Annotated in this window: 15 protein-coding genes; 6 read left to right on the top strand and 9 right to left on the bottom strand. The window is 63.3% G+C overall.

The features are described 5' to 3' along the window. Positions 1-58: 58 nt before the first annotated feature. The 6 genes from fabF to ACREBX_RS07975 form a co-directional block, all read right to left on the bottom strand. Positions 59-1,318 carry a beta-ketoacyl-ACP synthase II gene (gene fabF / locus ACREBX_RS07950; protein WP_431561216.1) on the bottom strand — a complete coding sequence of 420 codons (1,260 nt, stop codon included), beginning with the start codon at positions 1,316-1,318 and terminating at the stop codon, positions 59-61. A 168-nt stretch (positions 1,319-1,486) separates the two neighbouring features. Continuing rightward, positions 1,487-1,723: an acyl carrier protein gene (locus tag ACREBX_RS07955; protein ID WP_003039428.1), complete on the bottom strand. Its 237-nt coding sequence runs from the start codon at positions 1,721-1,723 to the stop codon at positions 1,487-1,489. Between the two features lie 46 nt (positions 1,724-1,769). Next, a complete protein-coding gene (locus ACREBX_RS07960) occupies positions 1,770-2,981 on the bottom strand; it encodes a serine hydrolase domain-containing protein (RefSeq protein ID WP_431561217.1) in 1,212 nt (403 codons plus the stop codon). Positions 2,982-3,012: 31 nt separating this feature from the next. Further along, entirely contained in the window at positions 3,013-4,776 is a 1,764-nt protein-coding gene (locus tag ACREBX_RS07965; protein ID WP_431561218.1) for a tetratricopeptide repeat protein, read from the bottom strand. 330 nt (positions 4,777-5,106) lie between these two features. Next, entirely contained in the window at positions 5,107-5,772 is a 666-nt protein-coding gene (locus ACREBX_RS07970; RefSeq protein ID WP_431561219.1) for a hypothetical protein, read from the bottom strand. Between the two features lie 169 nt (positions 5,773-5,941). Next, the gene (locus ACREBX_RS07975) at positions 5,942-6,460 is read right to left on the bottom strand and encodes a DUF3617 domain-containing protein (protein ID WP_431561220.1); all 519 of its coding nucleotides are present in this window, start codon (positions 6,458-6,460) and stop codon (positions 5,942-5,944) included. 88 nt (positions 6,461-6,548) lie between these two features. Here ACREBX_RS07975 and uvrB point away from each other — a divergent pair, with 88 nt between their 5' ends. The 5 genes from uvrB to ACREBX_RS08000 all read left to right on the top strand — a co-directional run bounded on the left by uvrB (position 6,549) and on the right by ACREBX_RS08000 (position 11,561). Then, the gene (gene uvrB, locus ACREBX_RS07980) at positions 6,549-8,735 is read left to right on the top strand and encodes an excinuclease ABC subunit UvrB (protein WP_431561221.1); all 2,187 of its coding nucleotides are present in this window, start codon (positions 6,549-6,551) and stop codon (positions 8,733-8,735) included. 62 nt (positions 8,736-8,797) lie between these two features. Further along, positions 8,798-9,331, top strand: coding sequence for a hypothetical protein (locus tag ACREBX_RS07985; protein ID WP_431561222.1), 534 nt, complete (start codon positions 8,798-8,800; stop codon positions 9,329-9,331). Beyond that, a complete protein-coding gene (locus ACREBX_RS07990; protein ID WP_431561223.1) occupies positions 9,328-9,693 on the top strand; it encodes a type II toxin-antitoxin system RelE/ParE family toxin in 366 nt (121 codons plus the stop codon). Before ACREBX_RS07985 ends, ACREBX_RS07990 begins: the two co-directional genes overlap by 4 nt. After that, positions 9,668-9,958 carry an addiction module antidote protein gene (locus ACREBX_RS07995; protein ID WP_431561224.1) on the top strand — a complete coding sequence of 97 codons (291 nt, stop codon included), beginning with the start codon at positions 9,668-9,670 and terminating at the stop codon, positions 9,956-9,958. The genes ACREBX_RS07990 and ACREBX_RS07995 overlap by 26 nt, the downstream gene beginning before the upstream one ends. 97 nt (positions 9,959-10,055) lie before the next feature. Continuing rightward, on the top strand, positions 10,056-11,561 hold the full coding sequence (locus tag ACREBX_RS08000) for a S10 family peptidase (protein WP_431561225.1): 1,506 nt from the start codon (positions 10,056-10,058) through the stop codon (positions 11,559-11,561). Positions 11,562-11,599: 38 nt separating this feature from the next. On the opposite strand, the gene ACREBX_RS08005 is transcribed toward ACREBX_RS08000, so the two are convergent. Genes ACREBX_RS08005 through ACREBX_RS08015 form a run of 3 tightly spaced genes read right to left on the bottom strand, consistent with a single transcriptional unit; the run spans position 11,600 to position 13,243 of the window. Further along, entirely contained in the window at positions 11,600-12,049 is a 450-nt protein-coding gene (locus ACREBX_RS08005) for a hypothetical protein (RefSeq protein ID WP_431561226.1), read from the bottom strand. 20 nt (positions 12,050-12,069) lie between these two features. Beyond that, positions 12,070-12,678, bottom strand: a complete 609-nt coding sequence (locus ACREBX_RS08010) for a TetR/AcrR family transcriptional regulator (protein ID WP_431561227.1) — start codon at positions 12,676-12,678, stop codon at positions 12,070-12,072. A gap of 10 nt (positions 12,679-12,688) precedes the next feature. Further along, positions 12,689-13,243, bottom strand: coding sequence for a DUF4287 domain-containing protein (locus tag ACREBX_RS08015; protein ID WP_431561228.1), 555 nt, complete (start codon positions 13,241-13,243; stop codon positions 12,689-12,691). A gap of 97 nt (positions 13,244-13,340) precedes the next feature. On the opposite strand from ACREBX_RS08015, the gene ACREBX_RS08020 reads away from it, so the two are divergent. Beyond that, positions 13,341-14,039 carry an NRDE family protein gene (locus ACREBX_RS08020; protein WP_431561229.1) on the top strand — a complete coding sequence of 233 codons (699 nt, stop codon included), beginning with the start codon at positions 13,341-13,343 and terminating at the stop codon, positions 14,037-14,039. The last annotated feature ends 100 nt before the right edge of the window (positions 14,040-14,139 follow it).

Genomic DNA, 14,139 nt, shown 5'->3' on the forward strand with positions numbered 1-14,139 from the left:
ATCCAGGGCGTGGCAAGCCGCTCTGGATTGCTTCGCTTCGCTCGCAATGACGACGTGTTTAATCGATCGCCTTGACGATGACGCTGGCGTTGGTGCCGCCGAAGCCGAAGCTGTTGTTGAGCGCCGCCTTCACCTTGCGCTTCTTCGCCTTGTGCGGGACCAGGTCGACGCCGTCGGTGCCTTCGTCGGGATTGTCGAGGTTGAGCGTCGGGGGGACGATCTGGTCGCGGATCGCGAGGATGCAAAAGATCGTCTCGACCGCGCCAGCGCCGCCGAGCAGGTGGCCGATCGCCGACTTGGTCGAGCTCATCGACACATTGGCGATTTCGTTGCCGAACAGCCGCTTGACCGCGCCGAGCTCAATCGTGTCCGCCATCGTCGAGGTGCCGTGCGCGTTGATATAGTCGATGTCCGCGACGGTCATGCCCGCCTTTTTCAGCGCCATTTCCATCGAACGATACGCGCCCGAACCATCGGGATGCGGCGCCGTCACATGATAGGCATCGCCCGACAGACCGTAACCGACGACCTCGGCGTAAATCTTCGCGCCGCGCGCCTTGGCATGCTCATATTCCTCGAGCACCACGACACCCGCGCCTTCGCCCATGACGAAGCCGTCGCGGTCCTTGTCATAGGGACGGCTCGCCTGCTCTGGCCGGTCGTTATAGCTGGTGTTGAGCGCGCGCGCCTGTGCGAAGCCCGCAATGCCGATTGGGCAGATCGTCGCCTCGGCGCCGCCGGCAAGCATGATGTCGGCATCGTCGTCCTTGATCATCCGCGCGGCGTCGCCGATCGAATGCGCGCCGGTCGAGCAGGCGGTAACAACCGCGTGGTTGGGACCCTGCAGGCCGTATTTGATGCTGACCTGGCCCGAGATCAGGTTGATCAGGCGGCCGTGGACGAAGTGCGGCGAAACGCGGCCGGGACCCTTTTCGGCGAGCAGCAGGCTTTCGCTTTCGATGCCCGGCAGGCCGCCGATACCCGAACCGATCGAGCAACCTGCGCGCAGCTTCATTTCCTCGGGCATATCCTCAAGGCCCGCGTCCTCAATCGCCTGCCCCGCGGCGTCGATGCCATAGATGATGAAGGGATCGACCTGGCGCTGCACCTTGTGGTCGACGCGCTTGCCGGGGTCGAAGCCATATTCATGGGTTGGGCCCTTCACTTCGCACGCGATCGTGCATTTCTGGTCCGACGCGTCGAAATGGGTGATCGTGCCCGCGCCCGATTTGCCCGCGATCAGATTAGCCCATGTGGTTTCCACATCGGCGCCCAGCGGCGTCACCAAACCCAAACCCGTCACCACAACCCGGCGCATAGTCATTCCTTTCATCGGCCCCTGCCCCCGCAGGGCGCCGCGTCACTTGAGAAGACGCATATCCATAAAAAAAGCTTCCCGGCCACTGCGCGCGAACGCTCGGGACCGGGAAGCCGGAAACGCGTGGACGGCGTCGCCGCCGCGTCCGGCCAGGCCGGACCGCAGGGCTTAGCCCTTGTTCGCTTCGATATAGTCGATCGCGTCCTTGACGGTGGCAATCTTTTCCGCCGCATCGTCGGGGATTTCAACGCCGAATTCTTCTTCGAACGCCATCACCAGCTCGACGATGTCGAGGCTGTCGGCGCCCAGATCGTCGATGAAGCTCGCTTCTTCGGTGACCTTGTCGGCTTCGACGCCCAGATGTTCGACGACGATCTTTTTAACCTTTTCGGCCGAATCGCTCATGCACAGTTCCTTTTTTCTGACTATGTCGTGAATGTTGAAAATTGCCCTAGTGCCCGTGGGCGGGGCTGGCAAGAGGGCTGGCATCGGCCGTGCGGCGAAGCGCCGCGTCGACCAAGACTTCCTCTGCAGCGCTATAAGCCGACCGTGTCCCTTTCTGCCCCTCCGGCACCTGTGTGACGAAATAGGCAATGCCATCGCCGCCTTCAAGGTCGAACCATATCCCCGAGCGTAATCCATAGGCATCGCCCGAATGGCCAAGGCGCAGGCGGCCGTCGCCAAACAGGTCGTCGCGGCAGGCAGGATCGCGCAGCGCCGGGCCGCCCGTGCTGTGCATAGCTATGCCATATTCGCAGAAAAAGCCGCCCGTCCCCTCGCCGCTCGTCGGGTGAACGGGCGCCATCGCTTCGAGCCGGGCGAGGCTTGCAGGTTTCAGAAACCCCTCGCCGCGGCGCAGCAGCATGATACCGATGCGCGCGAGGCCGTTCGCCGAGATACGCAGCCCGCCCTGCGGGCTGAACCCCGCGCCGTGGCGGGCGAGACGATAGGTGCCGAGGTCGCAGCTGCCGTTCGCTGCCGGCACGACGGGACAGGCGGGCCGCGCGCCTTTCAGGTCATCGCGCACCACATTGCCGTCGGCGCCGTAAAGCACGACGGCGCGCGCGATCGCTGCGTCGCTGCAGGTCGGCCAGTTGAAGCAGGCATCGAGGCCGAGCGGGCGAAAAACGAGCCGCGTCATCGCCGTGTCGAAACGCTCGCCGGTTGCCCCCTCGATTGCCGCCGCAACGACCGGGTAATTGAAATTGGCATAGGCGAAGTCGCCGCCGGGGGAACGCGCCTTGTCCCAGGCGGCCGGGTTGGCAAGCGCGGTTTCGAGATCGGCGTCCAGCGGCAGCGCATAATCCGTATCATCGTTGAGTCCCGATCGGTGCCCCAACAACTGCGCGAGGCTGATCGGCCGGTCGGGCCAGGCGGGATGGCGCAGACGCCAGCCGAGATAGTCCGACACGTCGCGATCCAGATCGAGCTTGCCCGCCTCGACCAGCCGCAACACGCCGAGCGCCACAACAAGCTTCGAAACCGACGCGACGCGCACCGGATCGTCGGGCGTGATCGCGCGGCCGCTCGCCCGGTCGGCGAGGCCCTCGACGACGCGCACCTCGACCTGTCCCTCGCGCTCGAAATGCACCGCCACTGCGGCGGGAGTGGGGGTGGGGGTGGGCGGTGCGACCGAAGTCAGCAGGACTAGAAGTGATAGCATGATGCCACTCTGCGCAGCGCCAGGCGCAGCGTCAAGGCGCCGCCGTGGCGGGAACGACGCCCGAATCGCGAAGCGCGTCCGAGGCGCGCTGGATCACAACCGGAGTGATGATGAACCGGCCGAGCACCCGTTCGGGCGGCGCACCGGCGGGCTGGCGCGTATAGGCAAGCAGGCGCTGCCATTGCGCGCGCGCCTCCGCGACCTGCCCCTGACGCGCCTGCACGATCGCGCGCACCATCATATATTGCGGCTCCATATTGCTCGGCGACGGCATTTGATCGAGGATCCGCCGCGCCTCATCCTGTTCGCCGCGCTGCGACAGGGTGAAGGCGAGCGTGACCGCCGGAACGCCGGGGTAGGAGGAATCGAGCTGGAGCGACCGCCGAAGCAACAGTTCACCCTCCGGCCCCATCCCGCATGTCAGTTTGAACAGGCCGAGAAAGCCCGCCATGTCGGGATCATAGGGATTGAGCGCGATCGCGGCGTCGCCCATCGCATTACCGCCAGCGCAATTGCCCGTATAGAAATTGGCGCGCGCCATCGCGAACAGGCCGGCCGACGAATTGGGACTGCTTTCATAGGAGCGCTGCGCCAGCGCCCGCGCTTCGGCAAATGCCTCGCGCCCCGCCGGCGTCATGCGCTGCGGTTGCCAGTCACCATAGCGCACGAGCGACAGCGCGGTAAGCGTTACGGGATCGCGCGGGTTGGCCTTGATCGTCGCGCGCAGGCAGGCGTCGACCTGTTTCGCGTTCGCGACATTGCGCATCTGGCGCGTCCGGTTGAACTGCGCGAGGCACGGAAAGCCGGGAGAGAAATTGTCGGGTTGGCGCTGGACCTGGTCGCGCACGATCACGCCATAATCCCCGGCAAGCTGTGCGATCAGCGGCTCGATGGCAGTAAATTCAGGCGTTTCATCCTGCGTCAGGCGCAATTGTTGCGACCAGATCGCGCGCTGGTCGGCGACACGATTGAGAACGAGCGTGACGTCGGTGTTGCCCTCGACCGTGCGGACGATCGACGTGTCGAGCCGATAGTCGCTTTTGCCGGTGACCGCACTGCCCGGTGCCTTCGAACTCAAAAGATCGACGAGATCGAAGCGCCGCAGCCCGTCGCGCAGCTTTCCATCGAGAGCCCGCGCAAGCGCGCGCGATTCGGGCAAATTTCCCGCGACCGGCGCGCTGACTTCGAGCAAGGGGACCGGCACCGGGTCGCCGACGAACAGCCGGTCGGACCCGCCGCGGAGCGTCCACAGGGTGAACAGCGCGAGCGCGAGGAGGATCAGGACGACGATCCAGCGGCCAAAGCGGGCGCCGCGATCGAGCGGGCGCCGGACGCCGCCGGGCCCCGCCGGCCGCCCCGGGACGGCTGCGGCGCCTGCGGTCTTGACGTCATCTTCGCCTGCCGGATCGTCGGCCGAGCGCGCCGACGGCGGCGCCGAGCGATACTGGACGACGACTTCATAGCTGCCCTGCGGTACGCGCAGGCGATGCACCCACGGCATGTCGGCATAATAGCGGTCGAGCAGGCTGCGCAGACGCCCCACCATGACGCGCGGATAGCTGTCGACGGCGGGGTCGAAATCCTCGCTGCGGCCGAGCGCCTCGGTGGCGATCGCATAGGCTTTGGGCGAGCTTCGCCCGCCGCGAAGACGGTGTTCGACAAGGAATTGTAGCAGCCGCGACAGCACCGGCGAACGGGTGAACATCGGGGAATCGAGCAGGCGCTCGAGTTCAACCGCGATGATCCGCTCGACCTCGGCGGGGTCCTGTGTCTCGTTCGTTTTCGCCTGGTCCATGCTACCCTCAAATACCCCTGACGGGCGGTGCGGGTGATACGCCAATCAACAAGCGCAGCCACCCATTGTTACTTCCACGTAACGGTAACAAGGCGGCCGCACGCCATATCAGAAGAAAAGCCCGTCGCCAATCTGCGAGGAAAAACGCGAAAACGGGTTAAGGATTGGTTATCAAATGGCAACATCGCGGCATGTGACCCCTTGTAACTGCCACAGTTTCGAAACTGTGGCATCTTTTAAGTATCGCGGCATTCCTACGATGACGCGGTGTGAGACCAAAAGGCGAAGGGTGCGAGCTGGTCCCTGGCACCCTTCGATCCCCCTCAGGTCTCATTTCAAGACTTCGCCGGGCGGCCCGACAGCCCCACCTGTTCTGTCGCCCGGCAAGTCGACAATCCTCACTCTCTCCTCCGCACGCTGCACTGGCCACAGGCGCAGCGCGAGCGCCGCGACCATGACGCTGCCGAAGACGATACCGACGACCTGCTTGCCCGGATCGGCGCCAAAGGCACGCCCGGCGTAACTCGCCGTAAAAATGAACCAGATATAGTAGATGCCGAACCGGTGCAGGCGCCCCCACCATTTGCCCAGCCGCCGCTGCCATTCGTCGGTCGAGGTCAGCATCATCAGATAGAGTATGACATAAGCGAGCCCGCCGCCGATCAGCGACTGCCAGGTTCGCCCCGGCGCATAGACGATCACGTTGATGCCCAGCGCGACGAGGTGGATCGTGTGGGCGAGCGCAAAGCCCAGCCCCCATTGCCGCCGCCGGCGAAGCAGCGCACGCGTTGTCGTCCCCGGCCAGCGGCGCACCAGCGCCGATGCAAGAAACGCGACGAGGAAGAGCGGCAAGCCGGCGCGTGCGGTCCATCGCGCTGCAAACCCCGCACGCTCGGCAGCATCGCCGCCCGCCAGCAATCCCGCCGCGACCGCGAGCAGCCCGGCGGCGAGGCCGAGCCACAACGGGGTCCCCCGGCGGTCGAGCCAACCGGTCAAATTCAGGCGGCTTCGATGCGAAAGGCACGCACGCACGCACGTGTCAGCTCGTCGGTGCCCAACGTCACATAACCAGGCATATTTGCGACCCCCCGTTTTTCTCTGCATATACGAAAGGGGCGCCGGTTTCCACCGACGCCCCATCATTTTTCATTAAAAGATGCAGGACTTAGGTCGTGGCCGGTGCCTTGCACGGACCCGTGTGAACGCTGGTCATCTGCATGACCATTTCCATGTCACCGCCGGTCGGGACCTTGCCCTTGGTCGTGATGGTCACGTCGTTCTTCTTGGCTTCCATCGTGCCGACCATCGCCATGTCGACCGTCTGGCCGTTAGCCGTGCAGGTGCCGGCGACGTCGATCTTGCCGCCAGCGACGTCCTTCTTCGACCATTTGCATTCGCCGCCGTTGCCCGGGCCCTTGGCGAGTTCGGCCGCGATGTCTTCCTTGTCGACCTGCTCCTGCGTGAAGCACTGGTCCATGCCGCTGGCGCCTTCCATCATCTTCGTCATCTGGTCTTTCGCTTCCGCGGGCATGCCGGGGACTTCGAACTTCACCAGCTTGACGTCGGTCTTCCAGTTACCGGCTTCGCGCTTCATGGGGCCGCTGGCGGCCGCATTCTCGCTCTTGCCGCAACCCGACACCGCGATGAGGGCGCCGATGGCGGCGACCGTCAGAAATTTCTTCATACCCTGTCTCCTGTGACTATCCGTTTGGGGGCTTTGTTTTGATTCATTGCGATTGTGGACCCGCCCCATCGATACCATATTGGCAGCAATGGCAATTCAGATTCGTACATCGCTCGATGAAATCGACACGGCGGAGGGCTATGTCCCGCATCGCCCGGCCCGCCCCGACAAGGTCGAAGGCGGCAAACGATTTGAACTGGTTAGCGACTATGAGCCGGCGGGCGACCAGCCGACGGCGATCAAGGAACTCGTCTCCACCGCGCTCGACGGCGAGCGTGACCAGGTGCTGCTGGGGGTCACCGGATCGGGCAAGACCTTCACGATGGCGAAAGTGATCGACGAGTTGCAGCGCCCCGCGCTCATCCTCGCGCCGAACAAGATCCTCGCGGCGCAGCTCTATGGCGAGTTCAAAAGCTTTTTCCCGAACAATGCGGTCGAATATTTCGTCAGCTATTACGACTATTACCAGCCCGAAGCCTATGTGCCGCGGTCGGACACCTACATCGAGAAAGAGTCGAGCGTAAACGAGGCGATCGATCGCATGCGCCACTCGGCGACGCGCGCACTGCTCGAACGCGACGACGTCATCATCGTCGCCTCGGTGTCGTGCCTTTACGGCATCGGCTCGGTCGAAACCTATTCGGCGATGATCTTCGACCTCAAGAAAGGTCAGGTCGCCGACAATCGCGAGATCATCCGCAAGCTCGTCGCGCTACAGTATAAACGCAACGACCAAGCGTTCGCGCGCGGCAATTTCCGCGTGCGCGGCGACAGCCTTGAGGTTTTCCCGTCGCATTATGACGATATGGCGTGGCGTATCAGCTTTTTCGGCGACGAGATCGAGGAGATAACCGAGTTCGATCCGCTCACCGGCAAGAAGATCGCGAACCTCAACCACATCCGCATCTATGCCAACTCGCACTATGTGACCCCGGGCCCGACGCTCAAGCAGGCAAGCGAAGCGATAAAGCACGAGCTGACCGAACGCCTCAAGGAACTCGAAACCGAAGGCCGCCTGCTCGAAGCCCAGCGGCTCGAACAGCGCACCAATTTCGACCTCGAGATGATCGCGGCGACGGGAAGCTGTGCTGGTATCGAGAATTACAGCCGCTTCCTCACCGGCCGGCTGCCCGGCGAGCCGCCGCCGACTTTGTTCGAATATCTGCCCGACAATGCCCTGCTCTTCGTCGACGAAAGCCATCAGACGATCCCGCAGATCGGCGCGATGTCGAAGGGCGATCACCGCCGCAAGATCACGCTCGCCGAATATGGCTTCCGCCTGCCGAGCTGCATCGACAACCGGCCGCTGCGCTTCGCCGAATGGGATATGATGCGCCCGCAGACGGTCAGCGTGTCGGCGACCCCGGGGACGTGGGAGATGGACCGCACCCAAGGCGTGTTCGCCGAACAGGTGATCCGCCCCACCGGGCTGATCGATCCGCCGGTCGAGATCAAGCCGGTCGAGGAACAGGTCGACGACCTGATCGTCGAGGCGAAGAAGACCGCCGCAGCGGGATACCGCACCCTCGTCACGACGCTGACCAAGCGCATGGCCGAGGATCTCACCGAATTCCTCCACGAAGCGGGGGTGAAGGTCCGCTACATGCACTCCGACGTCGAAACATTGGAGCGCATCGAGATTATTCGCGACCTCCGGCTCGGGGTGTTCGACGTGCTCATCGGCATCAACCTGCTCCGCGAAGGGCTCGACATTCCCGAATGCGGGCTCGTCGCGATCCTCGACGCCGACAAGGAAGGCTTTTTGCGTAGCGAAACGTCGCTCGTCCAGACGATCGGCCGCGCCGCACGCAACGTCGACGGCCGCGTCATCCTCTACGCCGACCGCATCACCGGCAGCATGGAACGCGCGATGCGCGAAACCGACCGACGGCGCGAGAAGCAGACCGAATATAACGTCGAGCACGGCATCACCCCGACGACGATCAAGCGCAACATCGGCGACATCATCGCGCATGTGGCGTCGAAGGATCAGGTAACGATCGACATCGGCGACGACAAGCCCGCGCATATGGTCGGGCACAACCTCCGCGCGTACATCCAGGATCTGGAGAAACAGATGCGCGATGCGGCGGCAGACCTTGAATTCGAGCAAGCCGGCAAACTGCGCGACGAAATCCGGCGGCTGGAGGCGGACGAGCTGGGGCTGCCGACGGACCAGCAGGTGGCGCCGCGGGTGGGGCGGAGCAACGAGGGCAAACCGGGCACGCGCAAGGGACGGTTCGGGAAGCAAAGCAAGACCAAGTGGGGGAGATGATCTAATATTGCTATTTGCACTAATGGTGCTATTATCTCTCCAACTAGCAATTGGGGCACCTCATGCAGATTGATATAGATTTCGATGTCTTTAAGGCACTTACAGCGCTCAGGCAGAGCGAAACCGACTCGTATAATGCCGTATTGCGGAGACTTTTGAATCTATCGAGTCCAAATGCAGAAACGTATGCCGCTGCTGCGAGCGCTCTGCTTGCTCCGGCTGTTGGAACAGAGCAATCGCCCGCGCAGTATCCTAACGCGCTTGAAAACGTCGGCGGCATATTTGGCCTTCGCTCAAATGCCATTCGTAGTAGCGAGAATGCTTTGGGTGCGCTGTCCGGGAGATACACATTCGGCATCTGGTTAGGAAATGCGCATTTTCCGGAAGGAACTCAGTTCCGCGCTAACTACAAAGGCCAGACCTATTTCGCCGAGGTGCGTGACAGTAAGTGGCTTGGCCAAGATGGAATACCGAGAACCAGTCCTTCAGAGGCGGCCAGCGCTATCACTGGAAACAACGTAAATGGGTGGCGATTTTGGTTTGTTCAAATGCCGGACGACGCTGGATGGCGCAGACTTGACGAGTTCAAGTCGTGAAGAAGGTCGTTGACAAACCTCTGTTTGTCCCATATATAGGACAAGGTTTTTCGCTGGAGCAGTCCGACGATTTCGCCCGCTGGATGAAGAAGCTGCGCGACCGCGATGGGCGGCTGCGCATCATCAAACGGCTGCGGCGACTATCGGACGGCCAGTTCGGCGATTGCCAGTCGGTGGGCGATGGCTTGCACGAACTACGCATGTTCTTTGGTCCCGGCTATCGTGTCTATTTCATCCAGCAGGGCGATACGATTATCGTCCTTCTGGCAGGCGGCGACAAGGACAGTCAGGCGGGCGACATTGCCCGCGCTAAGGTGTTGGCAAAGGAGCTAGGCATTGGGAGCGAAGACAACCCCCTTTGACCCCGCGGACTATCTGTCGTCCGAAGCCGATATCGTCGATTACCTCAAAATCTGGATGGAGGATGGCTCGCCGCAGGAGATTGCGCGGGCGATCGGTGACGTCGCGCGCTCGAAGGGTATGAGCGATATTGCGCGCAAGACAGGGCTTGGACGGCAGGCGCTGTACAATGCGCTGTCGGACAATGGTAACCCGACGCTGGAAACGCTGACCGCTGTTCTCGATGCACTTGGATTGCAGCTGACTGTGCAGCGCAAGGCAGCCTGAACGCCCCCTTCGACCAAAACCCGTCTCCAACCGACCAGCACCCTTGCCCCCTCCCCACGCGCTGCTTAGGGTCCGCGCCAAACCGGGGAGTACATCAATGAAATCGGGTCTGTCGCTTATCGCCTTGGCGCTTGCCTTCGCCGCGCCCGCCGCGCTCCATGCACAAGACAAGCCTGACGAGAAAGCGAAGGCCGAAAAGCCCACCGAGATCGAACCGCAAATCCGCACCACCAAACTCTCAGGCACCTTCGGCGGCCAGCGCATCAACTATGCCGCAACGATCGGCGAGACGATCATCAAGAACAAGGATGGCGTGCCCGAAGTCGCGGTCGTCACCACCTCCTACATCAAGGAGCCGCGCGACCCGAACCGGCCGATCACCTTCCTGTTCAATGGCGGGCCCGGATCGGGCACCGTGTGGCTGATGATGGGGGCGTTCGGGCCGAAGCGCGTCGCGATCCCCGGCACTGGAGTCGACGACGGCGCCCCGCCCTATCCGATCGTCGACAATCCCGATGCGCTGCTCGATGTCACCGACGTCGTTTTCATCGACCCGCCGGGCACGGGCTTTTCGCACCTGATCGGCAAGGCCGAGCCCAAGGATTATTACGGCGTCACGCAGGATGCGAAGCTGGTTGCCGAGGTGATCCGTCGCTGGCTGAATGACAATGGCCGCTGGAACAGCCCCAAGTTCCTCGGCGGCGAAAGCTATGGCACGACGCGCTCGGCCGCGGTCGCCAACCAGCTGATGAACGAGACCTACAATGATGTGGCACTCAACGGCATCATCCTGATTTCGACCGTGCTCGACTTCGCGGCGGGGGCCGACACGCCGGGCAACGAGCTGTCGCCGATCACCAATCTGCCCTCGATGGCCGCGACCGCACTCTATCATGGCAAGGCCACAGCGCCGTCGGTCGAGGCGTTCGTCGAGGAAGCGCGGCAATGGGCGATCGGCCCCTATGCCACTGCGCTGCTCAAGGGCCAGAAGTTGCAGGGCGACGAGCGTGCCGCGATCCGCCGCGAGCTATCGCGTTTCACCGGCCTCTCCGAAACCTATCTCGACAGCGCCGACCTCCGCGTCACGCCCAACCGCTTCTACAAGGAGTTGCTGCGCGATCGCGGGCTCACCGTCGGGCGTCTCGATAGCCGCTACACCGGCAAGGATTATGACAGCGCCGGCGAAGGCCCAGACAATGACCCGAGCTTCTATGGCATCGATGCGAGCTATACCGCCGCGATCAACAGCTGGAGCCGCGACGGGCTGGGATTCAAGACCGACCGCGAATATCAGTCGATCGGCGGCATCGGCGGGCAGTGGGACTGGCGCATCGGCGGCCGCGACACCAACGCCTATATGAACGTCGCGCCCTATATCGGGCAGGCGCTGCGCGAAAATTCGGGGCTGAAAGTGCTCGTCGCGCAGGGCTATTATGATTTCGCGACGCCCTTTTTTGCCGCCGAATATGCGCTGTCGCGCACCGGCATCCCGCAGGATCGCATCAGCTATACTTATTATGGCGCGGGCCACATGATGTATATCCGCGACGAGGACCGCCATAAATTGTCGGCCGACGTCCGCGCCTTCATCCGGGCGCGGTAGGAACGGTCAGGGGCGCCGCCGCGGCGCCCCTTTTCGTTTCAGCGCAGCACGCCCGCCGCGACCTGCCGCCGCGCGTAGACGAAGAGCGCGATCAGGATCACCCAGATCACGAGGGTGAAATACATCGGGCCGGGGCCGAAGAGACCCATGAACTCGTCCTTCTTCAGCACGAGCTGATAGATGGTCATCAACAGCAGCCCCGCCGCCGAGACGAGGAATGCGGTCACCGCATGCCGGCTGCGCATCAGCAACAATATCGTGCCGAGGAACGATCCCCAGACGCCGAGCGCCCAGCCGATGTTGGCCCACAGCGGGAAATCGCCGAACCAGGCGATCTGCTCGGGCGTAAAGCCGCCCATCTCCCTCATATACCAGTCGCTCTTCATCTTTGCGAAGGTGTAGTCGGTCACCGCCATCAGATTCCACAGCAGGCCGAGTATCCCGACCAGCCACAGGTGCCAGGGCGTTTTGCGCACTTCGATCATCATAAGTCTCCCCCTCCAGAAAGTCAGGCGAAGCTATCATCCTTTGCCGTCGCCATCAACGTGGTGATATAGTCCCGCAATACAGCAATGTTGCGGTCGAAATAGCCGATGTCGCGATAAGTGCGCGCCTGCATCACCGCGCCCTCCATCACCGTGAGCACGAATTCGCCGAGCGCCTTGCGGTCGGCATCGGGCGGGAGGCGACCGGCGGCGGCTTCGAAGCACCCTGCGATCGCGGTGGACCAGCCCGTAAAATTCGCCGCCATCAGGTCGCGCACCACCGGATCGGGTTCGTGAATTTCGAGCGCGAGGCTGCCGATCGGGCAACCGTAAGTGCAGTCGGTGACGACCAGATGGGTGCGATAGCCCGCGAGCAGCGCGAAGATCTTGTCGATCGGATCGACGACCCCCTCCCAATTGGGCGCGAGCAGCATTTCGTCGATCCCGTCGCGATAGAGTTCGAGCACCCCGACTAGCACGTCCTGCTTGCCCGGGAAGAAATGATAGAGGCTGCCCGAATGCACCTGGCTGCGCGAAAGAATGTCGGAGACCGAGGTCGAGAGATAGCCCTTCTCCCAGAACAGCTCCATCGCGGTCATCAATATGCGCTGGCGAGTGTCGGCGGCGTTCAATGGTCTTCCCCTATCCGGCGCGATCATAGGCGGCGCGGAGCCAGCCCGCCACATCGTCGCCCGCCTCGACATCGTCCGCGATCCGCACACGGTGCGAGACCATCGCGTTCCAGCTGCCCGCGGCTTCCAGCTTGCCCGCGGGTTCCTCGCCTTTCAGCGCAAGGCCGATGTCGAAGCGGTCCTTGGTCGACGGCTGGAGCAACGCGAACTGCTTCTTGCGGCGGAGGCTGACATAGCCCTTCTTCGGTGACAGCTCGACGTCGTCGCCGAAGCCCTGCACCAGCTGGGTCAGCCGGTCATAGAGCGGGCGCCAATGCGCCCTCGCCTCGTTGAACGCCGCCTCGACCAGCGCGTCATCGTCCTGCGACAGCGAGGAGGAGGCGTTGGCGGCATGGACGATCATATTGGCATAGCCGTGGCCGAGCCCGTGCTGCGATTTCAGGTGGTTCACCAGCGCCATATGGCCGGAAATGCCCGCGGTGCGCGCGGTGGCGACCCATTCGTCCAGCCCCTTGCCCGTCTTGGCACGGAGGCTTTCGCCCATCTTCTCGAATTCGTCGGCCACAACCGTCCTCCCTCGTCAAGATGAGTTGATTGAACATTCAACCAAGCAATTTGTCAAGAGGCTTGGCAAGCGGGCGGCGAGACCCGATATGCGCTGCATGTGCGTCGTTGCTATCGCCTGGCAGGTTCATGCCGACTGGCCCCTCATCCTCATCGGCAATCGCGACGAGTTTCACGGCCGCCCGAGCGCCGCGCTGGCAGAATGGGACGACGGTGGCGGCGTCGTCGCGGGTCGCGACCTGCAGGCGGGCGGGACATGGCTCGGGGTCCATGCGCCCAGCGGGCGCGTCGTCGTCGTGACCAACGTCCGCGGCGCGGCGCCTGATCCCGCGAAGGAATCGCGCGGCGCGCTCGTCGTCGACATGCTACGCGGCGACGGCATTTTTGCCGATCCGGCCACCGCCGACCTCGACCGCTTCAACGCGTTCAACCTGTTTGCCGTTGGCGAAGACGGCGCGCGGCTGCTCACCAATCGGCCCGAGCCGCTGATCGCATCGCTCGCGCCGGGCGTGCACGCGCTCGCCAACGAGCCCGTTGACCAACCTTGCGCGCGCGCCGAGCGGCTGCGCGCGGCGCTGGAAGCGGTGGCCGTTGCGCGAAGTGATCCCGAGTGCCTGCTCGACACGCTGACCGCCGAGGGCGACCCGGCGCTGTTCATACGCGGCGACGTTTACGGCACGCGCGCCTCGACGCTGGTTGCGGTCGCCGCCGATGGGAGCGTGCGGATGATCGAACGCCGATACGAAGCCGGCGGCCGCCCCGCTGGAACGACCGACCTCGATTTTCGTCTCGGCTGAGCCGACACGCCGATTGGGGGCGGTATGGCGTTTCCGTCCAAGTATTCGGGCGAAACTCTGATATTATGACCCAGCGGAATTCGGCGCCTTTACCGAGGAG

Origin of the sequence: Sphingopyxis sp. (assembly GCF_050725655.1) — a bacterium.
Taxonomy (GTDB): Bacteria; Pseudomonadota; Alphaproteobacteria; order Sphingomonadales; family Sphingomonadaceae; genus Sphingopyxis.